This is a genomic window from Sabulibacter ruber (assembly GCF_017355955.1).
Taxonomy (GTDB): Bacteria; Bacteroidota; Bacteroidia; order Cytophagales; family Hymenobacteraceae; genus Nibribacter; species Nibribacter ruber_A.
This window is the reverse complement of sequence record NZ_JAFFID010000007.1, coordinates 76,744-100,231: the sequence shown is the minus strand read 5'-3', so window position 1 is coordinate 100,231 and position 23,488 is coordinate 76,744. Positions and strand designations below refer to the sequence as shown.

General features: G+C 51.9%; 20 protein-coding genes. 5 read left to right on the top strand and 15 right to left on the bottom strand.

Annotated elements, in window-relative coordinates; genetic code table 11:
* Positions 1-7 precede the first annotated feature (7 nt).
* The 10 genes from JT719_RS23565 to JT719_RS23520 all read right to left on the bottom strand — a co-directional run bounded on the left by JT719_RS23565 (position 8) and on the right by JT719_RS23520 (position 15,111).
* Complete coding sequence (locus JT719_RS23565) at positions 8-1,435, bottom strand: SusD/RagB family nutrient-binding outer membrane lipoprotein (RefSeq protein WP_207436227.1); 1,428 nt, start codon at positions 1,433-1,435, stop codon at positions 8-10.
* A gap of 4 nt (positions 1,436-1,439) precedes the next feature.
* Positions 1,440-4,568, bottom strand: a complete 3,129-nt coding sequence (locus JT719_RS23560) for a SusC/RagA family TonB-linked outer membrane protein (protein ID WP_207436226.1) — start codon at positions 4,566-4,568, stop codon at positions 1,440-1,442.
* A gap of 582 nt (positions 4,569-5,150) precedes the next feature.
* Complete coding sequence (locus JT719_RS23555) at positions 5,151-6,938, bottom strand: acyl-CoA dehydrogenase family protein (protein ID WP_207436225.1); 1,788 nt, start codon at positions 6,936-6,938, stop codon at positions 5,151-5,153.
* Positions 6,939-7,164: 226 nt separating this feature from the next.
* Positions 7,165-7,362, bottom strand: coding sequence for a GIY-YIG nuclease family protein (locus tag JT719_RS23550; RefSeq protein WP_341350794.1), 198 nt, complete (start codon positions 7,360-7,362; stop codon positions 7,165-7,167).
* Between the two features lie 140 nt (positions 7,363-7,502).
* The gene (locus tag JT719_RS23545; RefSeq protein ID WP_207436224.1) at positions 7,503-8,681 is read right to left on the bottom strand and encodes an acetyl-CoA C-acyltransferase; all 1,179 of its coding nucleotides are present in this window, start codon (positions 8,679-8,681) and stop codon (positions 7,503-7,505) included.
* Positions 8,682-8,835: 154 nt separating this feature from the next.
* On the bottom strand, positions 8,836-9,132 hold the full coding sequence (locus tag JT719_RS23540; RefSeq protein WP_207436223.1) for a GIY-YIG nuclease family protein: 297 nt from the start codon (positions 9,130-9,132) through the stop codon (positions 8,836-8,838).
* A 72-nt stretch (positions 9,133-9,204) separates the two neighbouring features.
* Positions 9,205-11,607 (bottom strand): 3-hydroxyacyl-CoA dehydrogenase/enoyl-CoA hydratase family protein, encoded by a 2,403-nt coding sequence (locus JT719_RS23535; protein ID WP_207436222.1) that lies wholly within the window; start codon positions 11,605-11,607, stop codon positions 9,205-9,207.
* A gap of 121 nt (positions 11,608-11,728) precedes the next feature.
* A complete protein-coding gene (locus tag JT719_RS23530) occupies positions 11,729-12,163 on the bottom strand; it encodes a MarR family winged helix-turn-helix transcriptional regulator (protein WP_207436221.1) in 435 nt (144 codons plus the stop codon).
* 221 nt (positions 12,164-12,384) lie between these two features.
* The gene (locus JT719_RS23525; protein ID WP_207436220.1) at positions 12,385-13,212 is read right to left on the bottom strand and encodes a hypothetical protein; all 828 of its coding nucleotides are present in this window, start codon (positions 13,210-13,212) and stop codon (positions 12,385-12,387) included.
* A 132-nt stretch (positions 13,213-13,344) separates the two neighbouring features.
* Complete coding sequence (locus JT719_RS23520; protein WP_207436219.1) at positions 13,345-15,111, bottom strand: AMP-dependent synthetase/ligase; 1,767 nt, start codon at positions 15,109-15,111, stop codon at positions 13,345-13,347.
* Positions 15,112-15,267: 156 nt separating this feature from the next.
* Between JT719_RS23520 and JT719_RS23515 the strand changes: the two genes are divergently transcribed.
* The 5 genes from JT719_RS23515 to JT719_RS23495 all read left to right on the top strand — a co-directional run bounded on the left by JT719_RS23515 (position 15,268) and on the right by JT719_RS23495 (position 19,467).
* A complete protein-coding gene (locus tag JT719_RS23515; protein ID WP_207436218.1) occupies positions 15,268-16,416 on the top strand; it encodes a formimidoylglutamase in 1,149 nt (382 codons plus the stop codon).
* A gap of 396 nt (positions 16,417-16,812) precedes the next feature.
* Complete coding sequence (locus tag JT719_RS23510) at positions 16,813-17,043, top strand: cytochrome b5 domain-containing protein (RefSeq protein WP_207436217.1); 231 nt, start codon at positions 16,813-16,815, stop codon at positions 17,041-17,043.
* A gap of 52 nt (positions 17,044-17,095) precedes the next feature.
* Positions 17,096-17,947 (top strand): BadF/BadG/BcrA/BcrD ATPase family protein, encoded by an 852-nt coding sequence (locus JT719_RS23505; RefSeq protein WP_207436216.1) that lies wholly within the window; start codon positions 17,096-17,098, stop codon positions 17,945-17,947.
* Positions 17,944-18,750, top strand: coding sequence for an N-acetylmuramic acid 6-phosphate etherase (gene murQ, locus JT719_RS23500; protein WP_207436215.1), 807 nt, complete (start codon positions 17,944-17,946; stop codon positions 18,748-18,750). Before JT719_RS23505 ends, murQ begins: the two co-directional genes overlap by 4 nt.
* A 147-nt stretch (positions 18,751-18,897) precedes the next feature.
* The gene (locus JT719_RS23495; RefSeq protein WP_207436214.1) at positions 18,898-19,467 is read left to right on the top strand and encodes a hypothetical protein; all 570 of its coding nucleotides are present in this window, start codon (positions 18,898-18,900) and stop codon (positions 19,465-19,467) included.
* Between the two features lie 56 nt (positions 19,468-19,523).
* Here the strand turns inward: JT719_RS23495 and JT719_RS23490 are convergent, their stop codons facing one another.
* From JT719_RS23490 to era, 5 genes are all read right to left on the bottom strand, one after another.
* Complete coding sequence (locus tag JT719_RS23490) at positions 19,524-19,790, bottom strand: hypothetical protein (RefSeq protein WP_207436213.1); 267 nt, start codon at positions 19,788-19,790, stop codon at positions 19,524-19,526.
* A 56-nt stretch (positions 19,791-19,846) separates the two neighbouring features.
* Positions 19,847-20,095 (bottom strand): hypothetical protein, encoded by a 249-nt coding sequence (locus JT719_RS23485; protein ID WP_207436212.1) that lies wholly within the window; start codon positions 20,093-20,095, stop codon positions 19,847-19,849.
* Positions 20,096-20,340: 245 nt separating this feature from the next.
* Positions 20,341-20,541, bottom strand: a complete 201-nt coding sequence (locus tag JT719_RS23480; RefSeq protein WP_207436211.1) for a hypothetical protein — start codon at positions 20,539-20,541, stop codon at positions 20,341-20,343.
* Positions 20,542-20,608: 67 nt separating this feature from the next.
* Positions 20,609-21,922, bottom strand: a complete 1,314-nt coding sequence (gene der / locus JT719_RS23475; RefSeq protein WP_207436210.1) for a ribosome biogenesis GTPase Der — start codon at positions 21,920-21,922, stop codon at positions 20,609-20,611.
* 173 nt (positions 21,923-22,095) lie between these two features.
* On the bottom strand, positions 22,096-22,986 hold the full coding sequence (gene era, locus JT719_RS23470) for a GTPase Era (RefSeq protein WP_207436209.1): 891 nt from the start codon (positions 22,984-22,986) through the stop codon (positions 22,096-22,098).
* Positions 22,987-23,488: the final 502 nt, after the last annotated feature.

The following is a 23,488-nucleotide window of genomic DNA, read 5'->3' as shown; positions in this document are numbered from 1 at the left end:
GCTGTTTTTATTGAAATAACCACAAAGTACTGGTTTGGGTAACGCCGGTAGGCAGGCACGTATTCACACCCGGTTCTTCATCGGCTAGGTTAGACCGCTGCACCCATGGGTTGCCTGGCAACTGGTTAATCACCGGCTTCTCTAGGCCTATATATACATTTGGATCATATTGATAGCGGCGCATGTCGGTCCAGGTCTCTATTTGCAGGAACAGGGCCAGGTACTTTTGCAGCAAGATATCCGCCAAGGTCAACGTAGCGGGACTCAGGGCCACTGCCGGATGATTGTTTAAGTAAGTGCCAATATCCGTCACAGGCACCCCCACCTTGGCCATGCTGGCCTCTATGCCTCTGCGGTAAGCCGCATACGCTTCGTCCCGATTGGTATTGAACAGCGCTTCGGCCAGGATAAACTGGGTTTCAGCGTAGGTGATGAACAGGATGGGAGCCACAGCCCGGGTATGCCAGGAAGTGGGAGTCAGGTTCACGTTCACCGTGGGTTGGTCTCCTACCAATCTACCCGGGGTAAGTCCCACATAGGTGGTGTTGGTACCGGTACGGGTCATGTAGATGGGCAAACGCGGGTCTACCGCCCCCTGGAATCTACCGCCCCGGCCACTGAGCAAATCTACCACGTACGAACTAGGCTGCATGGGTTTGTTGGTGGCATTGCCTAAAAAGCCAAACCAGGGGTTGGGGTTCTGCTCCTCGTGCATCAACTGCAGATCATCGGCATTGGAAGTGAACGACAGGGTGGCTTCCTGGGCGGCGGTGGCCAAGGCTGCAGGATTTTTTTCACTCAAATGCAAGAAGTACCGGGCCCGGATGGCATGGACTGCCTTCGTCCACTTGGTTAAATCGCCACCGTAAATCAAATCGTTTTGCACCGTCCGCAGGGTAGGCGAGGAAGGCAAGGGTTGAGCCAGGTCAGCCAAAGCGCCGTCCAGCAACGCAAGGATGTGCACCTGGTACAAATCCTCCATTTTGTCATAGCAAGGATAAAGATTATCAGTGCCCTGGTTGGCCTGGGAGTAAGGCGCATCCCCAAAAATGTCAGCCACCGTCATCAGGTTCAGTGCCAATAGCGTTTTAGCGATGCCTGAATAATTGTAAGCGCCCACCGTCTGCGCCCGGTTGATGATATCCTGAAGCGTAGGAAAAGCATCTGAATAGAATGGTTGCCATAATTGGTCAAAACCATAGGGCGTAAACTGCCCGATGGCTTGCCCCGTGAGGTACTGCGGGTATTGCGCACCGTACTGGGCTGCTCCGTATAGGGTATTGGCCGTGAAACGCTCCGCCGAGGGAAGTAACGTGGGCAGGGTGGCTTCCTCGGGGCTTACTCTGGAAGGGTCAGAGTTTACGTCCAGCAGATCTCCGCAGGAACCCAGCAGCAACACGCCTAAGACTATCACATTATTGATGATCTTTCTCATAAGATTAAAACGTAGCGTTAAGACCAAAATAAACACTTCTGGTAGCCGGGATATTGGTACCCACGTACCCGAACACATTACTACCCGGCCCGTAGGCACTCTGCTCAGGGTCAAAACCTATGAAAGGCGACATCATCCAGAGGTTATTGCCGGTAACCGAAGCGGTCAGGTTAGAGAAGGGTGTTTTAGCCAATAGGGTCTTGGGTAAAGAATAGCTCAGGCTCACGTTTTGCAGGCGCACGACACTGGCATCCTGAAAGCCGTTAAACTCCTTGGCCAGTCGGTACCGGAATGCCTGGCTATAGAAGGTAGGCACGTCAATGACTACCGGCGTGGTATTCTCTACCCAAACCGGAGCCTCGGTGGTACCCGTGTTGGTAACGCCATCAAAAATCACCAGGCGATTCCGGAGGTTGGTTTCGGCCCCGGTGGGCGATTCACCACCCGCAGACCCGTAGCGCATGCGGCGGTTAATGTCAAAAGCATCGCCACCTTTCCGGAAATTGATCAGGAAACTGAAGTTGAAGTTCTTAAAACTGAAGCTGTTGTTCCAGCCTCCTTCAAAGTCTGGGAAAGCATTTCCAATATGGGTGTCCTGGGCCAGTGGAGTGCCTTTCCAGTTGTTGTTCACATCTGGGTATCCGTTGATAATAATCAAACGCCCATGGGCAGGATCATCAGGATCGTTTACCCGGCTAAGCTCCCAACCGTACCAGTCACCGGGACGGCCTCCGGTCTGGATGCGCTGTTTCACCCACGGCGACTCCGGTTGGAAGGTGATCACATCTACGCCCTCGGGCATACTTACTACTTTGCCGCGCAAGCGAGTAAAGTTGAAGATGCTGTTCCAACTGAAGTTTCCTGCTTTGATTACATCGGCATCCACTACCAACTCTACAACCCGGTTCTGGATTTCGCCGGCATTGGTCACATAGGTGTTGTACCCCGTTGCCCGGCTGGTAGGGATGGGCACAATCTGGTCCACCGAGTTCTGGATGGCATAGTTGGCATCTACCCGCAGGCGGTTGCCCAGGAAGGCCAGTTCTACGCCCAGTTCAATGCCTTTGGTGCGCTCTGGCCTTAAACTCTCAGACCCAATGGTCAAGCTTTGCCTGATGCCCGCCACTCCCAGGAACGGGGGCAGCGTACTGTAGTAGGTTCCCAGCAAGTAAGGCGCAGCGTCTTTCCCCACCTCGGCATAAGAAGCCCTTATCTTTCCGTAGTTGAAGAACCTGTTCTGGGAAAGCCCTAAGGTCTCGCTGAAAATATACGCCACACTCACCGACGGATAGAAAAAGGACCGGTTAGCTACGGGCAAGGTAGAAGACCAGTCATTGCGGCCAGTCACGTTCAGGAACACGGTTTCTTTGTAATTCAGTTTGGCGTCTCCAAACACCCCAATAATGTTGCGCTCCGTTGGGAAAGAGCGCACCGTGTACTGCCCCAGGTTGTTCACGCTGTTGAAATCAGGCAAAATGAAGTTGGTACCAGAGCCTATTACATCGGTGGTATTAATGGCGGTAACCTGATTGCCTAAAGAAACCGTCAGGCCGAAATTCTCGCTGAGTTGGCGTTCACCGGTAAGCAGCAGGTTGCTGTTGATTTCCTGGTACGTGAGGGTCTGCTCAGAGATACTGCCCCGGCTGGTGGCGGCAATCAACACGGTGGGCCGCGTAATGATGCGCCGGTTGTTGCTGTAATGGTCAATGCCGGCCCGGTAATCCAGAGAAAGCCAATCGGTGAATTTATAGTTAAGGCCTACGTTCCCGATGATCCGGTTCAGGTCTTCCTCTTGGTAGGCATTCTCCGCAAAGAAAAACGGATTATCCAGCTGAGTGGAATACCGGTTCTGGGTACCATCTGGGTTGAGGTAGTTGAGCATGTCCACATCAGGCGCATAGCGAGACGCGTACGAAATCACCCCAGACCCGCCTACCCCGCTCCTTGGGTTGGTCCCCTGCGAGTTGATGAAATTGGCCGAAGCATCTATCCGTACGCGGTCAGAGGCTTTGAGTGCCCCGGTGACCTTGGCGGTTGTTCTCTCAAACTCAGAGTTAGGCACCACACCGGTCTGATCCAGACGGCCCAAAGACGCATAGAAAGTAGCCTGCTCCGTTCCCCCTGAAACCGAGAAATTGTTCTGGAACTGGTGCCCGGTCCTGAACACCTGGTCCCACTGGTCATACACGCGTTCTCCCGGCGGAATGGGCGGACCATCGGCCCGGTAATCGGTGGGGTTGTAGATACCGTTGAAGCCCCGGCCATACCGTTCCTGCATGGGAGGCGTGCGGTACACATCGTCCACGCTGAAAGAAGTCCGGAAGTTAAACGTAGTTTTGCCCGCCTGCCCAGATTTGGTGGTGATGATCACGGCCCCATTAGAAGCCCGGAGGCCATACAATGCCGAGGCCGCTGGCCCCTTCAGCACCGAGATGGACGCGATATCATCTGGGTTGATATCCGCAAAGCGGTTGGTGTTGGTAAAGATGTCACCCGCCCGCCCCCCGGTCAGGTCTGTCTGGTCCCCGGCCCGGCCACCCGTCAGGTTCGTCTGGTTACTGATCGGGATACCGTCTACCACAAACAAGGGCTGGTTATTGGCATTAGGATTAAGGGAGTTGACGCCCCGGATCACAATGGTGGAACCCGCTCCCGGAGCGCCGCCGGCACTCTGGATGCTTACCCCGGCCACCCTTCCGCGCAAGGCATTGATGGCATTGGGCTGGTTGGTTTCCTGAATCAACCGGCTGTCTACTTCTTGCACGGCATAACTCAGGGCTCTCCGCTCCTGCTCCACTCCAAAGGCGGTGACCACCACTTCATCCAGCGCGCGGGCATCTTCCCTTAAACTTACATTGAGGGTTTGCTGATTGCCTACCGTTACTTCTCTGGTAATGTAGCCTATGAAAGAGAAAACCAGCACCGCATTAGGGCCGGTAACCGAGATGGCGAAGCTTCCATCGGTACCGGTGGAAACCCCGTTGGTAGGATTGCCTTTTTCCAAAACAGTCACTCCCGCAAGTCCTTCGGTTGTGTTCCCCGAGGTAACCAGCCCGGTGACTCTGATCTGGCCATAAGAGTGGAGACCTCCCATGACCAAGAACATGAATAAAATGCATAGAAGTTTTATCATAGTAATCAGCTTAAGGTGAGGAAATTACAGAAAGGAATCATGCCTAAGGTATACATTGCATACCTGAAAAGGAACAGTTTTTCCTAAAATATTAAAATAAACTATGGACAATATGCCTCATCCTTAGCCTGATAAATCAGCTACTTCTCAAACCCTTACAACTGCGAACATCTACAGATTAGAGAGGTTAAAACAACTCCCTATTACTGGAATGCCCCGCGTCACTTCCTGCTTTGAGGTCTAGTTCTCACGTCACTATTTCTATGCTGATTTGCCAAAAACGGGCTAAAAACAACAGCCGCTGCAAAAAGCAATTTGAAGAAGAGAAGGGTATGGTCTAGAGACTTGCGGAAACCGGCCGGGTACGGCCAATTTGTAGAAACCTGAGTGCATAACTTAGAACCCCTCCGTAAACCCAACCACTCAAAAGAGAGGGTTACTTCAAATTTGTATGCAAGCCCAACCCATCAACTTGCACCAACTTAAAAGTAGAACAAATGGTATAGAAACAGAAAGCCCCGCCTATTGGCGGGGCTTTCTGTTTTATGAGTGTTTTAGCCTAAACAGGCCTGAAACGAAGAATTAATACACGTACTCGTTGGCTTTGATCATCTCAGCGGCAACACGACGGCGGGCTTCTTTGGTGTTGAATGGTTCCAGTTTGGTGAAGCGTTTCAGACCAATCAGCAACAGTTTCTGCTCGTCACCGGGCTCGCTCATGGCGGCGATGGCCTCTTTCCCGGCTTTATTGATACGGTCGGCGGCATCGTTGATGACCACTCGCATCATGTCTAGCTGACGGGAAGTGGCTTCTTCGCCGTTGCGGCTCACCAGTTTCTCCACGCGCAGTAAGGTAGACTCGGCAATGTAAGCTTGGATGGCCATATCCGCGATGTACATCAAGACTTCCTGCTCTTTGTCCAGGGTCATCATGAACTTCTGCACGGCAGTACCGGCGGTTAAAAGCACGGCTTTCTTGAACTTACCAACGGCTTTCTTCTCATAGGCGAACAGGGTTGTGTCTTCATCCCCGAAATCAGGAATCTCCATCAATTCCTGCTGCACGGCGGCGGCAGGTCCCATCAGATCCATCTCGCCTTTCAGGGCTTTCTTCAAGACCATGTCCACGATAAGCATGCGGTTGATCTCGTTGGTGCCTTCAAAGATGCGGTTGATGCGGGCATCGCGGTACGCGCGGTCCATGGGGTAATCGGCGGAGAAGCCGTAGCCACCGTAGATCTGCACGCCTTCGTCTACCACGTAATCTAAGACCTCAGAGCTGTCTACTTTCAGGATGGCGGCCTCTACGGCGAACTCACGGGCGGCTTCCAGCACGGCTTCGTTGTAGCTTTTACCGGCGGCCAGCAGTTCCTGCTCTTTGTTGTGGATGTCATGCCCGGCGCGGTACAGCGCAGATTCCACCGCGAAGATGCGGATGGCCTGCTCGGCCAGTTTATGGCGGATAGCCCCGAACTTAGAGATCGGAATCTTGAATTGGATGCGCTCGTTGGCATATTTCACCGATAAATCGGCCACGCTCTTACAGGCACCCAGACAAGCCGCAGCCAGTTTAATCCGGCCAATATTCAGGATGTTGAACGCGATCAAATGTCCTTTGCCTATCTCGCCCAAAACGTTCTCTTTCGGAACTTTGCAGTCGGTGAAGAACACCTGGCGGGTAGAAGAGCCTTTGATGCCCATCTTATGTTCCTCGTTGCCCAGGCTCAGGCCCTCGGTGCCTTTCTCCACAATGAAGCCGGTGAACTTGTCGCCGTCAACCTGCGCGAACACAATGAACACATCGGCGAAGCCGGCGTTGGTGATCCACATTTTCTGACCGTTCAGGATGTAGTTTTCGCCCTCCACGTCCAATATGGCTTTGGTTTTGGCGGCCAGCGCATCGGACCCGGAGCCCGGCTCAGTTAAGCAGTAAGATGAGGTCCACTCGCCGGTAGCCAATTTAGGGATGTATTTGGCCTTCTGCTCCTCGGTCCCGAAGTACAGGATAGGCAGCGTTCCAATCCCCGTGTGCGCCGCGAAGGCTACCGGGAACGAGTGCCCCGGCCCCACGGATTCGGTCACCAGCAAAGACGAGTTGAAGTCCATGTTCAGCCCGCCGTACTGCTCTGGAATGGCGATGCCGAATAAGCCCAGTTCCCCGGCCTTTTTCATGAGGCCTTCCAACAGGCCTTCCTCATGGTTGTCCATGCGCTCCACCAAAGGCTGCACCTCGGTGTCCACAAACTGCCGGGCCGTCTCGGCCATCATGCGCTGCTCCTCAGAGAAATCTTCGGGAATGAAGACATCCTGGGCGTTGGTTTCTTTGATGATAAACTCACCGCCTTTTAGTGTTCTGCTTACAGTTTCCATATTCGTATCACGTATCGTGTATCAAGTACTTATTTATCAATCTTAGTTCAGCTTCCTGATTTCAAATCATTACCCCAAAGTTTCTCCCCACCCTGTCATCCTGAAAGGATCTTGTGGGCGAACTGCAATCAGCTGGCAATGTATAAGTAGCTCATTTGGGGGTTCACTGATTTTATCAATGCCTCCTTTGCTTCCCGGGTCAACAGCTTTATCTCTTTCTCCCGATCTATGGCCTGCTCCACTCTTGTATAACGCTCAAAGTATAACAACTTAAGCAGTAGTACTTTCCAGCGAATGTCTCTGGCCTCCCCCGGTTTTCTTTGTGCTGCTGCAAGCGTACCTCCAAGTCATTGGTAACTCCTGTGTAAAGCACAGTCTTGCCAGGGTTACAGATGATGTAGACAAAATAGTTGTGCTGTTTCATAGCTTCTGCTTGACGGGTTCGCCCACAAGATCCTTTCAGGATGACAGGGTGGGGAAGCCGAAAACAATCTATTCAACCTATGAAACAAGAGCGCCCTCTGTTTAAGGTTCGTTTTCAAAAAACTAGCTTAAAAGCGCCTTCTACTTTAGCAACTCATAGATACCAGCCACGCCCTGGCCACCACCTACGCAGGCGGTTACCATGCCGTATTTCTTGTTCTGCCGACGCAGATCACTGAAAAGCTGCACACTGAGCTTGGCCCCGGTACAGCCCAGTGGGTGACCAAGGGCGATGGCGCCGCCGTTGGGGTTCAGTTTGTCTGGGTCAATGCCCAGTTCCCGCATCACGGCTACCGACTGAGATGCGAACGCTTCGTTCATCTCTATCACGTCAATGTCCTGCAGGTTCATGCCCGCGTTTTTCAGGGCGCGCGGAATAGCTTTCACCGGCCCCATACCCATGATGCGCGGGTCTACACCTTCGGCAGCGTAAGACACCAGGCGGGCAATGGGCTCAATGTTGAGTTCTTTGACCATGCGCTCACTCATCACGATCACGAAGGCGGCGCCGTCTGAGGTTTGGGAAGAGTTACCAGCGGTTACCGATCCATTGGCGGCAAATACCGGACGTAGTTTGGCCAGTTTTTCCATGGACGTATCGGCGCGGGGGCCTTCATCGGTGTCTACCACGTAGGAGCGGGTTTTCTTTTTGCCGTTCTCATCCAGGTAAGTTTCCTCCACATTGATGGGCACAATCTGGTCTTTGAACCGGCCTTCCTGAATGGCCCTGATGGCCTTTTGGTGCGAGGCATAGGCAAAGGCGTCCTGGTCTTCCCGGCTGATTTTGAAGTCCTTGGCCACGGCCTCGGCGGTTAAGCCCATGCTCAGGTAATACTCTGGGTGCTCTTTAGCAATCTTGTAATTGGGCACGGTTTTCCAACCGGTTACCGGCACCATGCTCATAGACTCCGCGCCTCCGGCGATGATGCAATCGGCCATGCCAGACTGAATCTTGAAGGTGGCCGTAGCAATGGTTTCAATCCCCGAGCCGCAGTAGCGGTTCATGATAGCGCCCGGCACATTGATAGGCAAAGACAAGAGAGAAATCATACGGCCCATCTGCAGGCCTTGCTCGGCCTCGGGCACCGCGTTTCCAACCAATAGGTCATCCACGCGGGCAGGATCCAGTTGCGGCACTGCCGCCAATAAATGCTTGATCACATCGGCTGCGAGATCATCGGGCCGGGTGAACCGGAATACACCGCGCGGGGCTTTCCCTACGGCAGTTCTAAATCCGGCAACTATATAAGCAGTTTGCATTTTCTTTTCTGTTTTTGAGGTGTTTTTATAAAAACAAACGAAAAACGAGTTTCATTCTATTGTCTCTCTAGCCGATGCTCGTAGCCTACTTTCCTTTATGACACCACGCCTCCTATTTTGTCATCCTGAAAGGATCTTGGTGGCGAACGGTAGATTAGTCTACTATCTTCAGAAAAAGCTTCTTCGGGTTAATCGACTTAATCAAAGTTTCTTTTTCTTCTCGGCTCATCAGCTTTACTTCCTTTTCTCTTTCAATGGCGTGCTGCACATGGGTGTGTCGCTCATAGTACAGCAACTTGTAGCAGTAATACCTTCCAGCAAAGGTCTCTGGCTTTCCTCTGTTTTCTTTGTGCTGTTGCAGGCGTACTTTCAACTCATTGGTGACTCCTGTATAAAGAACAGTTTTGCCGGGATTACTGATGATGTAGACAAAGTAGTTATGTTGTTTCATAGCTTCTGCTTGTCTAGTTCACCCACAAGTTCCTTTCAGGATGACAGAGGGAGAAGAGGCGGTTCCTCTTCGTTAATTCCTTAAAGGCTTACCGGTGGTCAGAATGCTCTTGATTCGCTCCAGGGTCTTGCGCTCACCGCAGAGACTCAGGAAGGCTTCGCGCTCCAGGTCCAGCAGGTATTGCTCAGAGACTTCTGATGGCATAGACAGGTCACCGCCGCACATCACGTAAGCCAGTTTCTCGGAGATTTTGCGGTCATGGTCTGAGATGAAACCAGCGGCCTGCATGGCGTAGGCACCTGTCACGAACATCCCCAGACCGCCGCGGCCCTGCACCTTGATGTTGGTTTTAGGCGTGGGTTTGGTGTAACCGGCTTCGGCAAAGAGAATGGCCTCGGCTTTGGCTTCGGCTATAAGGCGGTTGCTGTTCAGGGTGATGCCATCGCCGTGGCGCATAAAGCCTAAGTCATAGGCCTCGGCGGCAGAGGTAGAGACTTTAGCGGTACCAATGGTCATGAACACGTTGCGCAGGGCGTTGTATTCGGTGTCGCCTTCTTCATAGGCAGCCGAGGTGCGCAAGGTCATCTCCTTGGTTCCGCCACCGCCCGGGATCAAGCCCACGCCAAATTCCACCAGTCCAATGTAAGACTCAGCGGCTGCCTGTACTCTATCGGCGTGGAGGCAAAGCTCGCAGCCACCGCCTAGCGTTAATCCGTGCGGTGCGGCAACAACAGGTACTGCCGAATAACGCATGCGCATCATGGTATTCTGGAACTGCCGGATCATGAGGTTCAGTTCATCATACTCCTGATCCAGAGCGTACATAAAGACCAAACCCAGGTTAGCGCCGGCGGAGAAGTTAGCGGCCTCGTTGCCTACCACCACGCCCCGGAAGTTCTGCTCCGCCAGGTCAATGCCTTTGTTCAGGCCTTGGATAATCTCGCTCCCGATGGCGTTCATCTTAGAGTGGAACTCCACGTTGAGGATACCGTCTCCCAGGTCAATGATGGAGCAACCAGCGTTTTTCCAAACTACGTTGGTACCGCGCAGCACATCCAGAAGCACAAACTTCTCGGTGCCCGGCACCTGCTTGTAGTCTTTGCCCGTGATGTCATAGTACTGGCGCTGGCCGTTCTGGCTGCGGTAGAAAGTCTCATGACCCGCTTCCAGCATTTCATACACCCATGGGGCAGGCTTATAACCAGCGGCCTCCATGGCACTTACTGTCTCGCGCACGCCAAAAGCATCCCAGGTTTCAAACGGACCCAACTCCCAGCCGAAACCGGCGCGCATGGCATCGTCAATGCGGTAGAGCTCATCTGAAATCTCCGGGATGCGGTTGGTCACGTACTGGAACAAACCGTAGGAGGTCTCCCGGAAGAACTCACCGGCTTTGTCCTGGGCCTGGCTGAAGGCTTTAAGGCGCTTGCGGAGGTCTTCAATGGGTTTGAGCATCTCCATGCTCTGGAACCGCACCTTCTGCTTAGGCCCGTATTCTAGGGTTTTCAGGTCCAGCGTGAGAATTTCGGTGGCACCTTCGGGGGTTTTGGTTTTCTTGTAGAAGCCTTGGCGGGTTTTATCGCCCAGCCAGTTACGCTCCAGCATCTGCTGAATGTAGCCCGGCAGTTGGAACAGGTCACGAGCTTCATCGTTCTCGCCACTCTGGTACAAGCCTTGCGCTACTTTGGCCAAGGTATCCAGGCCCACCACATCCGAAGTCCTGAACGTAGCGGATTTGGGGCGACCTACTACGGGGCCAGTCAGACGGTCTACTTCGTCTACGTTCAGGCCCAGTTTCTCCATCACGTGCAGCACCTGCATAATGCCGTAGATACCCACGCGGTTAGCGATGAATGCCGGCGTGTCTTTGGCCAGTACGGTGGTTTTACCCAGGTACAGGTCTCCGTACTGCAGCAGGAATTGGGTGATATGGGGATCTGTGTACGGCGTTGGAATAATCTCCAGCAGCTTAAGGTAGCGCGGCGGGTTGAAGAAGTGCGTACCGCAGAAGTGCTTCTGGAAATCCTCGGAACGACCTTCGGCCATCAAATGGATGGGAATACCCGAGGTGTTGGAGGTAATTAAGGTACCGGGCTTGCGGAACTGCTCTACCCGCTCAAAGATGGACTGCTTGATTTTGAGGTTCTCCACCACTACCTCAATAGTCCAGTCACAGGAAGCAATGTCTTTCAGGTCATCATCAAAGTTACCGGTCTGGATGAGGCGGGCATCTAACCGGTTGTACAAGGGGGCGGGGTTAGAGGCGATGGCGGTTTGCAGGGCCGTGTTCACAATGCGGTTGCGCACCAGCTTGTTTTCCAGCGTGAGGCCTTTGGCTTCTTCCTCCGGCAGAAGTTCGCGTGGTACCATGTCCAGCAGCAGCACCTGCACGCCAATGTTAGCGAAGTGGCAGGCAATGCGCGAGCCCATCACGCCCGAGCCAAGTACCGCCACTTTCTTGATGATTCTCTTCATAGTTACTCGTTGGTTTTTATCACGATGTGCATTTCAAGACACACAATTTTTACTTTTTAGTTAAGCGCGTTGCAAGGCTACTTTCTGTGAAACACCCCAGAAACGGCAGCTCTTCACCCGCTTAGAAAATCTGTTTGTTCTCTATCAGGTGATTGATCTGACCCACCACCTGAAAGAACACCTGCAGTTGGCTTTCTGGAATGACCTCGCGCACCTTCTGGTTAAACCGCCGCACCGTAAGCCGGCTGATCTCCCGCTTTTCCAGGCCCAGCTCCGTGAGCAGAATGCGCACTGAGCGTTTGTCCTGCTCATCGGCCACCTTGTAGATCAGGCCTTTTTCTTCCATGCCCTTCAGAATGCGGGTCAGGCTTCTGGCCTCCAGCCCCAGCAAGGGAGCAATCTTGGTGGCCGGCGTTCCTTTCTCGGGGTCAATATTCAGCAACACAAACCCAATGGAAGTGGTAATGTCATTCTTCACCGCCTGGGTGTTATACATGCGCGCGATGGCGTGCCAACACACTTTGATGTTATAGTCAACCGTCTCGTTTGCTTTCATGTGGTCTGTTTGTCTCTTACCAAATTTAAAAATAAATGTTATGCTTGCATACCATTTATAAAGATTTTTTTCCCATGCCAAGGTGATATGTGTTTTACTCTACTTTACGGAAAGCAGGCCAGACACGACATTCTCTAAAAGTCATTCAACCTTAATGCACAGCAGGCAAATAAGGAGGTGCTTAAGTTTGATAAGGTTTCACAGCAGAGAAAGGCCGGTTATTAATCATTCCCTAGATCCAAATTGTATTGAAGGCCAAACCTCAGAATAAATGCCGCTATCCCAACTTTGTCTATGCGTCCGCCTACCATACCTTCTTCTAAAGTATGGACATTTTGCACGTAGACATTTCTTTCCTTTTCAACAATGGGAACAGAGATACCGGCCTGGCCGTTAATTTTGAATCGACCCATTACTATGCTTAGATTCCCTACAGGTTCAGCATTGATACTCCAGAGATCTTTATATAATAATCTGGTATCAGTTGAGGCTGCATAATCTTGGAATTGGAATTTGTCATAGGCATTATAGGTCATTCTAATCCCACCCCCTAATTCTAATCTCTTGGTTCGCTTATTAAGATTGACCTGACCGTTAAAACTCCAGTAACTGGCATCTGTTTTGGTACCTGGGTCTTCATAACTAAGACTAACAGAATAATGTAAGTTATCAACGCTGTGCCGGGCAGCACCCCCATAGACCTCCACCACCCATCTTTCTGATTCTGGATTAATTAGATAACCAACCCCACCGGCAATAGCATAATCATTATGATCAACTTTATAGCGTCCGCCAAGCAAGGAAGTATGACTAGAGGTCCAGGGATTTCGTGTTCCTGAAATATATACCGCTAAGTGGTTCGTAATGGCATAAGAAGTCACAAGCCCTACTCCTCCACCTACCCCGGCAGACAGGTGCAGTTGATTACCTTGGCTATGAACGGGCATTACCAAAGGCTCTGGAACAAAAAATGCCTTTTGCGCCTGCACCAAGCTTGGGGAAAGCAAGCCTATTCCTACGGCAAAACGTTTGTAAATTTTATTTCTCACATCAATATTTAATATTGGATAGTTTGTTTCTGTTTTAGCCCCGTTTTTAGGAAAACAGCCGCTAAACGAGTTTTGCTTTAAAACAGAAGAAGAGACGTAACATTACGTCTCTTCTTCTTGGGTTCACCTGCCTTAGGCCGTGCGGTACAGACTGTCAATCAAATCACGGTTGTTATTGGTGATGATCTTGCGTTTGATGCTGAGTTTGGGCGTCATCTCGCCGGTTTCCACGCTCCATGGCTTAGACAGCAGCACAAACTTCTTGATCTTCTCGTACTGCGCCAGGTGCTCGTTGGCCTTGTCAATCTCCTTCTGGAACTTGTCCAGCACCTCCGGCTTTTTGATCATCTCCTCGTTTGTGGTGTAGGCGATGTTGTGGATTCTGCACCACTCCCGCAGGCCTTCATAGGCCGGCACTATGAGCGCCGCTGGGAATTTCTCGCCCTCGCCCACTACCATCACCTGCTCAATGACCAGAGATTCCTTTAGTTTATTTTCAATGAGCTGCGGCGCGATGTACTTCCCGCCCGAGGTCTTGAACATCTCTTTCTTGCGGTCGGTGATTTTGAGGTATTTGCCTTCCACCAGTTCCCCAATGTCGCCGGTATGGAACCAGCCATCAGGGTCAATCACCTCGGCGGTGAGGTCAGGGCGTTTGTAATAGCCCACCATCACGCTCTTGCTGCGGGTCAGAATCTCACCATCCTCGGCAATTCTGATCTCCACGTTGTCAATAGCCGGGCCCACGGTGCCAATCACGTTGTTCTCGGGTTCGTAGCGGTTCACGGCAATTACCGGCGAAGTCTCGGTGAGGCCGTAGCCTTCCATTACCCGGATATCGGCGGCCCAGAACACGCGGGCCAGGCGCGGTTGCAAGGCTGCCCCACCAGACACAATCACCTTCACGTTGCCGCCCAAGGCCTCTTTCCATTTAGAGAAGATGAGCTTGCGGGCCAGTTTCAGCTGGAAGTCATACCAGCCCCCCGGCGAGGTACGCGTGTCGTATTTCTGGCCCAAACCCAAAGCCCAGAAGAACAGGCCTTTCTTTACGCCGGTAAGCTCGCCGCCTTTGGCCACAATCTTGTCATAGACTTTCTCCAGCAGACGTGGCACGGTCACGAAGATGTGCGGGCCTACTTCCCTGAGATTATCGCCTACTTTATCAATACTCTCGGCAAAGTAGATAGACACGCCCACCGACATGTAAATGCAGGACACCATGCGCTCATAGATATGGCACAGCGGCAAGAAGCTCAAGGCACGGTGCGTCTGGTTCACGGGCACGTACGGCATGGCCGAGGTGAAATTGCTCACCAGGTTGTTGTGCGAAAGCATTACCCCTTTGGGAGCGCCGGTGGTACCAGACGTATAGATGATGGAAAGCAAATCTGAAGGCTGCACGGCGGCTTTGTAAGGCTCCAGCTCGGCCGGATTCTGCCCTTCGCCCAGTTTCAGTAACTCGGTCCAGTGCTTAGCCCCGGGCACCCGGTCAAAGGTGTAGATCTCCTGCACGCCCGGCACATCGCTGGCGGCTTCCTTCACTTTGTTGTATAGGTCTTCGGTAGAAACCAGGATGAGTTTGGTTTCTGAGTCTTTCAGAATGTAGCGGTAATCTTCCACCGTAATGGTAGGATACATGGGCACGCTCACGGCTCCGGTCTGCTGGATACCGTAATCTGCGAATACCCACTCCGGGCGGTTCATGGAAATCAGGGCTACTTTGTCGTCTTTCCTGATCCCCGACCGGATCAACGCAAGGCTCAACGTGTTTACCGTCTCAATCACTTGCTGCGTACTGTATTTCACCCATTCTCCATTGATTTTTGCCGCCAGACAATCTGGTTGCGGAAACTGCTGTAACTGATTGGTTAGCAGATCAAAAACCCGGGTTACTTTCATAGATTTAGCGTTTCTTAGTTCTTTGTTCGGTTAAGATAAGGCAAATAAGAATTAAAAAAAATAAAACGGCTTTCCTCCTACTTCACCAAATTATCAAAATTGCTTCGGCCACATGGCCGATAATTACCTAAATTTGATTTTTGCCTGACACACTTCATGAATCTTTCCATCTTTTTTGAACCTCTTCCAGAAGATCCTTTCGGTTATCCAGAAAACCCCAAATCAGTAGGAAGTTACCTGGCACCTTTCGTGCACTCGTTCCCGGACTGGCGCTCTGCCGAGGTGGTTCTCATTGGTTTACCAGAATACCGCGGCTCCACCAACACCACCGATGTCACCTACCAGGGCCCCAACCGGATACGGCAGGAACTATACCGGCTCATGAAGGGAACCGGTGCCTGGCTCTTGATGGATTTGGGCAACCTGCTGCCCGGTATTCATTTGGAAGATACCTACCTGCGCCTGAAAGAAGTGATAGAGACATTGGTAGACGCGGGCAAATTTCCTATTCTGCTGGGCGGTTCCCATGATCTCACGTACGGTCAGTTCTTAGGGTACGAGCACCTGGGGAAAACAGTTAATCTGGTCATGGTAGACAGCCAACTGGACATGGTTGATGATGAGCGGGCCACCCCGGAGCAAAGCCACCTGCACCGCATTCTGTTGCATGAGCCCACCTATCTGTTTGGGTTCAGCAACCTGGGCCACCAGACCTATTTAACCGAATCTTCTACGCTGGCCGCCCTGGAGAAACTACACTTTGAGTTGTTCCGCGTAGGGCAGGTGAGGCAGCAGATGCAGGAAATGGAACCCGTGATCAGACAGGCTGATTTGATGAGCTTTGATGTCTCGGCTATCCGGCACCAGGATGCACCCGGTCAGCAATACGCCAATCCGTTTGGCCTCACCGGCGAGGAAGCCTGTCAGCTTTGCTGGTACGCCGGCCAGAACAACCAACTCAGTTCCCTGGGCTTCTACGGCTACCGTCCCGAGTTTGACCACCGCAGCCTCACCGCCACCACGCTGGCCACCATGGTCTGGTACAGCATTGAGGGTTACTACCAACGGCTCCCTTCCCTGGACTTCCAGAGCAACCAGTTCCTGAAATTCTCGGTGGGCTTCCATGACAACCCCAACAAGATGGCTTTCTACAAAAACCGCCACACTGAGAAATGGTGGATGGAAATAGAAGACCTCTCCGGCCAGCGCCCACCCTTTGTAGTTCCTTGCAGCTATCAGGACTACCTCACCGCCGCCGACGGCGAGGTACCGCACCGCTGGATTCTGATGCAGGCGAGGTTTTAATGTGCTAATTTGTTAATGTGCTGATGTGCTAAGGTGAGCAATGGTTTGATGAGGTAAGGTGCTGATGTGCCAATCAGCGGGAATGTACTGATGGAATAACCTTCCCCACTTTGTCATCCTGAAAGGATCTTGTGGGCAAGCTTGACAAACAGAAGCTATGCAACCTTAAAGCTGAATGAATAAAGATTATGTTTTAAAGTTGAGCGGAGAGTCTAATTCCCTCATTTGAGCCTTTCAGCAACTGCCAACTGAATTACCGTTCGCCCACAAGATCCTTTCAGGATGACAAAAGGTGTTATGGTTTGAAAGAAAGTCGTTTCAGACCTAGTTTTCAGAAAACAGGCCGAAAAAAACAATCAGCACATCAGCACATTAACTCATTAGCACATTACCCCCATGCAAGAATACACCCGCGCCCAGTTGGCCCTCAGGAATGGACAAGACAGAGACGAAATCTGGGTGGCCTACAAAGGCGAGATCTATGATGTGACCAAGTCTCGGCTGTGGCGCAAGGGGCAGCATTACGAGCATTGGGCCGGGCAGGACTTGACCGAGGAACTGAAAGACGCGCCCCACACTGAGTTTGTCTTTGATAAGTTTTCTGTGGTAGGAATCTTAAAAAAATAGCTTTTGTTTGGGCAGTTTTTCAGAGATTTGGCCCCAATTCTTCACTACTTCTATGATTCTGATTGCTGACAGCGGCTCTACCAAAACAGCCTGGCGTCTGATTGACTCCGAGGGTGTAACCGGCCAGGCCCATACCCCGGGGATCAACCCCTATTACCAGAACACGGATGAAATTGCCCACATGCTGCGGGAGGAGCTTCTTCCCCAACTCAATGGCGAGACCCCGCAGGAGGTGTATTTCTACGGCGCCGGCTGCAGCGCCAAAGACAAGCAGGCAGTAGTGGCGGCGGCCATTAGAGAGCATTTCCCCAAAGCCCAGATCAACGTGCACCATGACCTGGAGGCAGCTGCCCGGGCCTTGTGCGGCCACCAGGAAGGCATTGCCTGTATCTTGGGTACCGGTTCCAATTCCTGTCTGTACGATGGCGAGAAGATCATCCAGAACGTGCCCAACCTGGGCTTCATCTTAGGCGACGAGGGCAGCGGCGGCTACATGGGCAAGCGCCTGGTGCAAGCCTTCCTGAACCAGGAACTTCCGCAGGACATCCACCAAGCGTTCATGGACCGTTACAACACCAACCGCGACGAGATTGTGGACCACGTGTACCGCAAACCTTACCCCAACCGGTACATGGCTGCCTACGCCAGGTTCCTCTCAGATCATCGCGCACACCCGTACATCCACCAGCTGATTTCGCAGTGTTTTGCCGATTTCTTTGAGAAAACAGTGGTGAAGTACCCAGACTACCAGCAGAAGACAACCCACTTTGTGGGGTCCATAGCGTTTTATTTCGGAGACATCCTCCGCACCGTAGCCCAACAGTACGGCATCACCGTAGGAAACATATTAGAGAGTCCAATTGCAGGCCTGAGCCTGTACCACCAACAGAAAATTACCGTATGAGCACCACCGAAACCCCCTCGCATTACAACCATCTGGAACAGATGAGCGTGCATGAGCTTCTCACCAACATCAACAAAGAAGACAAAACCGTGCCGTTGGCCGTGGAAAAAGCCATTCCGCAGTTGGAGAAACTAGTGGAGGCCACCGTGGCCAAGATGAAAGAAGGCGGCCGGTTGTTTTACATTGGCGCGGGTACCAGTGGCCGCTTAGGCGTGGTAGACGCCTCTGAGTGCCCTCCCACCTACGGCGTACCGTTTGACATGGTCATCGGGATCATGGCCGGCGGCGATACCGCCATCCGGAAAGCCGTGGAGTTTGCCGAGGACGATGACCAGCAGGCCATTAGAGATCTGAATGCCTTTGGCGTGAACGAGAAAGACGTGGTGGTGGGCATCGCGGCCTCGGGCCGTACACCTTACGTGATTGGCGGCCTGGAAGCCTGCAATGATCGGGGCATCACCACCGGGTGCATTGTCTGCAACGCCAACAGCAAAGTAGCGGCAGTGGCCAAGTTCCCGGTTGAGGTAGTGACCGGACCAGAGTTTGTGACCGGCAGCACCCGCATGAAAGCTGGCACCGCCCAGAAACTGGCTCTGAACATGCTCACCACTTCTACCATGATCCGGTTGGGCCGCGTGAAAGGCAACAAGATGGTAGACATGCAGCTGACTAACCACAAACTGGTAGACCGCGGCACCCGCATGATCATGGACGAACTGAACATCTCTGAGGAGAAAGCCAAGGAGTTGCTGGATCTGCACGGCAGCGTACGCGCCGCTATTTCTGCCCAAGGCGAACACTAAGATTTCTGATTTAGGCCTGTTTTCTTTAAAAGAGGCCAGAAACACCGCAAGAAGATTCGTCGCAGCCCGGCGAATCTTTTTTTATGCCGATGGTCATCCTTCAGAACTGTTTCTCCGTTATGCAATTCTGCAGCAAGTTTTACAGCCATGCACACCATTGAACCCTTTTACAACTGGATAGAAGCCTACTCGGCCTCAGAAGACGAACGCTCGCCGCTGTACGGTGCAGAGAACAGTGAGTCTGAATATACCCACACCATTTACGGCTACTACATTCACCCGCAGTGGGACGACATAGATTCTGAGACGCTTTTCATCAAGATTCTGTACGCCGATTACAACGAAGGCTACGGCATCATAGAGATGATTGGTGAGTGGAACGATACGCTCAACAATGACATCATGACCCTTAAGCGCAACATCCTGGATCTGATGATGGGCGAGGGCATCAACCACTTTATCTTGATTGGCGAGAACGTGTTCAACTTTCACGGCTCAGATGATGCGTACTACGAGGAGTGGTTTGAAGAAGTGGAAGACGGCTGGATTGCCGCCATCGGCTTCCAGGAATTTGTGGTGCGCGAGATGCAGCAGTTCCACCTGGATTACTACATCAACTTTGGCGGCGACCTGGACAAGATTCCGTGGCGCACGCTTACTCCGCCCCGGCTGTACCACCTGGTAGACAGCCTTATCCAAAGAAGGTTGGGGCCATAAAACAAAGAAGCGGGTGCCTTTGCAAGCACCCGCTTCTTTGTTTCAGGTAAGGAAGATTATTCTCTTACTTCATCTGCGGCATCTTCAGCGGCGTTCTCTACCTTCTGCGCACCTTCCTCAAGTTTGTCTCCGGCCTTTTCGGCACCGCGCTCAATCTTTTCGCCTGCCTCTTCTGCTTCATCCTCAATCTCATTTCCGGCTTCTTCCGCAGAATCTTCCACTTCTTCGGCACGGTTCTCGGCCCGGTCCTCGGTGGTTGAGTTACAGGAGGCGAAGGTCATAAGGCCAGCGGCCATAAACGTTAGCAACAATGTCTTTTTCATAGTTTTATTCTGTACGGCTTACTGAAGTCAAGCTTTGTGAAAGCTGGCTTTCTTACTTATTGAGAACCTTCCTGGTTTTGGGTTTGGGCATCTCCCTGGGTAGAATCATCGTCTTTGGGATCTGCTTTGTCCACGCTATCTCTTACAGCTCTGGCTTGTCTTGCCAGCGTGGAATCACCAGCCATTTCAGCATGCAGTTCCACTTTCTCGGCCTGGTCTTCCATACGGTTCTCTGTTTTTGAATCACAGGCAGAGAAGCTCACAAAGCCAGCCAGTGAAGCAAACAGAAACAATGTCTTTTTCATAGTTTTATTTTGTATGATCGGGTAATGCTCTATTCAGTTCAACTTCCCCAAACGCCTGCAGGTGAGAGGAGAAGTATTGTCTTTGGCTTTTTGTACGAGTGTATGGAAGATTGGATATATTTTAGGCTCAAGATATAAAAACAATCCAATCACATTCTTTTAAACGCACAAGGCGCGGGTTGTTCTTGAACATTCTCAAGACCAACCCGCGCCTTTTCAGCAATTTGGGTGACCGGTTCTTACGGTTACTGGATAGAATCTGTAGAAACAGAATCAGACAAAACTCCGGCGGTGTCTATGGGGGCTGCGGTGGTTTCGGCTATATCTGTGGCATTGGTGGCATCTTCTAGCGTAGCGGGGGAAGCGGTTTCCTGGGTTTCCTTTGAGTCACATGCAGAAAAAGCCAGCAAACCTGCCACTGCTACAAAAGATAAAACAGTCCTCATAAACGTTAATAATTAAGGGTTTGGTAAGATAAAAAGTCGCGGTAAAAGAAGTAAGCAGTAAAACTGCCTACTTCTTTCTGAATACTAAATTAATGGGCACACCCTCAAATCCAAAGTTCTCCCGCAAGCGGTTCTCCAGGTAGCGGGTGTATGATTCTTTGATGTATTGCGGCAAATTGCAGAAAAACGCAAATGTAGGCGTGTGCGTGGGCAACTGCGTTACGTATTTGATTTTTACAAATTTGCCCTTGATAGATGGCGGCGGATACCGCTCAATCTCCTTCAGCATGGTGTCATTCAGCCTGGAGGTTGGGATCTTCATGCTGCGGTTCTCATGCACCTGAATGGCGGTTTCAATGGCCTTGTGCACCCGCTGCTTGTTCAGCACCGAGATAAAGATGATAGGCGGGTACGAGATGGGCGCAATACGTTCCCGTATCTGGTTTTCCATGTCACGCATGGTGTTAGTTTCCTTCTCTACCAGATCCCACTTGTTCACCAGAATCACCAGGCCTTTGCGGTTCTTATCTGCTAAGCCAATGATGTTCATGTCCTGGGCCTCCAGACCGCGGGTGGCATCCAGCATCACAATCACTACGTCGCTTTCTTCCAGCGCCCGGATAGAACGCAACACCGAGTAGAACTCAATGTCTTCGTGCACTTTGCTTTTCTTCCGCAATCCGGCGGTGTCTACAATGATGAACTCCTTGCCGTACGCGTTGTAGTGCGAGTGGATGGAGTCACGGGTGGTACCGGCAATATCGGTCACGATGTTGCGGTCTTCGCCCAAAAGCAGGTTCACGAACGATGATTTCCCTACGTTTGGTCTACCCACTACGGCAATGCGCGGAATACCGGCTTCTGGGTTCTCCACCCCTTCCTCGGGGAAGTGCGCCACTACGGCATCCAGCAATTCACCGGTACCCGAGCCGTTCTGGCTGGAAATAGGGAAGATCTCGTTCTCAAAACCTAAGGCATAGAACTCACCAGACAAATGCCCCCGCGAATGCGTATCGGCTTTGTTGGCTACTATGTACACGGGCTTATCGGTACGGCGCAGCACGTTGGCGAACTCCTCATCCAAGCCGGTGAGGCCCGTCTCTACGTCTACCATGAACAGGATCACATCGGCCTCTTTGATAGCCAGTTCTACCTGCTTCCGGATTTCTTCTTCAAAAATGTCATCTGACCCGTGCACGTATCCGCCGGTGTCAATCACAGTAAAATATTTGCCTGTCCACTCGCCGTGGCCATAATGGCGGTCGCGGGTAACGCCACTCACGTTGTCCATGATGGCTTTGCGCTCGCCTACTAAACGGTTGAACAGGGTTGATTTGCCCACGTTGGGGCGTCCTACAATGGCGATGGTATTTTGTGCCATATCTAATTGAATGTGCGTTTTGAGGCTCCTTTTAGGGAATCGCTCCCAAAACGCGGGTTAAACCTGCGGTATCGCCTCCTTGGCGCCGCGTAGGGTACTGTTGGTATCACGTATTTAGTAGCAAGTATCAGGACTTAATTTTTGTCATGCTACGTGCTACGTGTATCTTGATACTAAATGCTGTTATAGCCGAAGCGGTCCAACAGGCGTTTGTCGGCGCGCCAGTTTTCGTTCACGCGCACGTAAAGGTCCAGGAACACTTTCTTCTGGAAGAACTCCTCCAGGTCAATGCGGGCCTGGGTGCCTACCTTCTTCAGGGCCTCGCCTTTGTTACCGATCACGATGCCCTTCTGGCTTTTGCGCTCCACGCTGATCTCGGCACGCATCCTGATGATCTGGTCGTCTTCCTTGAATTCCTCAATCACTACCTCGCAGCTGTAAGGAATCTCTTTTTTGTAGTTGAGGAAGATTTTCTCCCGGATCATCTCGGCCGCAAAGAAACGCTCTGGCTTATCGGTTAGTTCATCTTTGGGATAATACGCCGGGTGCTCAGGCATCAGGTCCAGGATTTTCTGGAACACGCCCGGGATGCCCTGGTTGTGCAGCGCCGAGATGGGCAGGTATTCCTGCGCAGGCAGCTGCTCTCTCCAGTAGGCTACTTTGGCTTCCACGTCTTCCTGGGTGGCCTGGTCAATCTTGTTGATGAGCAGCAGAATGGGGGCTTTGGCTTTGCGCAGCCGCTCTACCACTTCGCTCTCGTCGTGCTTCTCGTAAATATCGGTCACGAACAAAATCACGTCGGCATCTTCCAACGAGGAATGCACAAAGCGCATCATGGACTCATGCAGCTCGTACTGGGGCTGAATGATGCCGGGCGTATCTGAGTAGACAATCTGGAAATCGTCGCCGTTCAGGATGCCCATGATGCGGTGACGGGTGGTCTGCGCTTTGGAGGTGATAATGGAGAGTTTCTCGCCCACCATCACGTTCATCAACGTGGACTTGCCTACGTTAGGCTTCCCGATGATGCTGACAAACCCTGCTTTGTGCGGCTTCTCTGCCATTTTTCTTCCTGTTTTTGTAAATAGTTTGCAAAGGTACGGCTTTTTAATGAGTTCTCCCCCAGGAGCTAAAAGTCTGTCCTTTAGTTACGAAGCAAACCGCCTTACGTTTTAGGGCTGATTTTTGGGAAACATCTCAGAAAGACATCAATGGTTCCGCCGGCGTGAGTCTCCCGCTCGTGTCCGCACGCATTGCAGAGGATATTCGGTCCAAACACTCTTGTCATCTTGGAAAGATCTTGTAGGCGAACTAGTAAAGTATTAGAGAACCACCACTACCGTTTGCGCACAAAATCCTTTCAGGATGACAATGGAGTGGTTTGGAATGCGTTCGGACACGAGCCGGAGACTCGCGCCAGCGGAGGGACATGAGCAGAGGGCTTGCCAACAGGTACTTGCGGTTCAATTTTAAGACGAGTAACCAAGAACTTGAAACATTTGCCCCCAATTCGCACTTAGTAGGTTTAAGTCTGTTTTGGTGAAAGCAGGCTTGAAACGGAAGCAG

Bases quoted from the DNA above. Each gene is read 5' to 3' on its own strand.
- JT719_RS23555 (WP_207436225.1), bottom strand. From the start codon at position 6,938: ATGGAAACTGTAAGCAGAACACTAAAAGGCGGTGAGTTTATCATCAAA.
- JT719_RS23490 (WP_207436213.1), bottom strand. From the start codon at position 19,790: ATGAAAAAGACATTGTTGCTAACGTTTATGGCCGCTGGCCTTATGACC.
- JT719_RS23560 (WP_207436226.1), bottom strand. From the start codon at position 4,568: ATGATAAAACTTCTATGCATTTTATTCATGTTCTTGGTCATGGGAGGT.
- JT719_RS23510 (WP_207436217.1), top strand. From the start codon at position 16,813: ATGCAAGAATACACCCGCGCCCAGTTGGCCCTCAGGAATGGACAAGAC.
- JT719_RS23485 (WP_207436212.1), bottom strand. From the start codon at position 20,095: ATGAAAAAGACATTGTTTCTGTTTGCTTCACTGGCTGGCTTTGTGAGC.
- JT719_RS23515 (WP_207436218.1), top strand. From the start codon at position 15,268: ATGAATCTTTCCATCTTTTTTGAACCTCTTCCAGAAGATCCTTTCGGT.
- JT719_RS23565 (WP_207436227.1), bottom strand. From the start codon at position 1,435: ATGAGAAAGATCATCAATAATGTGATAGTCTTAGGCGTGTTGCTGCTG.
- murQ (WP_207436215.1), top strand. From the start codon at position 17,944: ATGAGCACCACCGAAACCCCCTCGCATTACAACCATCTGGAACAGATG.
- JT719_RS23480 (WP_207436211.1), bottom strand. From the start codon at position 20,541: ATGAGGACTGTTTTATCTTTTGTAGCAGTGGCAGGTTTGCTGGCTTTT.
- JT719_RS23540 (WP_207436223.1), bottom strand. From the start codon at position 9,132: ATGAAACAACATAACTACTTTGTCTACATCATCAGTAATCCCGGCAAA.
- der (WP_207436210.1), bottom strand. From the start codon at position 21,922: ATGGCACAAAATACCATCGCCATTGTAGGACGCCCCAACGTGGGCAAA.
- JT719_RS23530 (WP_207436221.1), bottom strand. From the start codon at position 12,163: ATGAAAGCAAACGAGACGGTTGACTATAACATCAAAGTGTGTTGGCAC.
- JT719_RS23535 (WP_207436222.1), bottom strand. From the start codon at position 11,607: ATGAAGAGAATCATCAAGAAAGTGGCGGTACTTGGCTCGGGCGTGATG.
- JT719_RS23545 (WP_207436224.1), bottom strand. From the start codon at position 8,681: ATGCAAACTGCTTATATAGTTGCCGGATTTAGAACTGCCGTAGGGAAA.
- JT719_RS23505 (WP_207436216.1), top strand. From the start codon at position 17,096: ATGATTCTGATTGCTGACAGCGGCTCTACCAAAACAGCCTGGCGTCTG.
- JT719_RS23495 (WP_207436214.1), top strand. From the start codon at position 18,898: ATGCACACCATTGAACCCTTTTACAACTGGATAGAAGCCTACTCGGCC.
- era (WP_207436209.1), bottom strand. From the start codon at position 22,986: ATGGCAGAGAAGCCGCACAAAGCAGGGTTTGTCAGCATCATCGGGAAG.
- JT719_RS23550 (WP_341350794.1), bottom strand. From the start codon at position 7,362: ATGAAACAGCACAACTATTTTGTCTACATCATCTGTAACCCTGGCAAG.
- JT719_RS23520 (WP_207436219.1), bottom strand. From the start codon at position 15,111: ATGAAAGTAACCCGGGTTTTTGATCTGCTAACCAATCAGTTACAGCAG.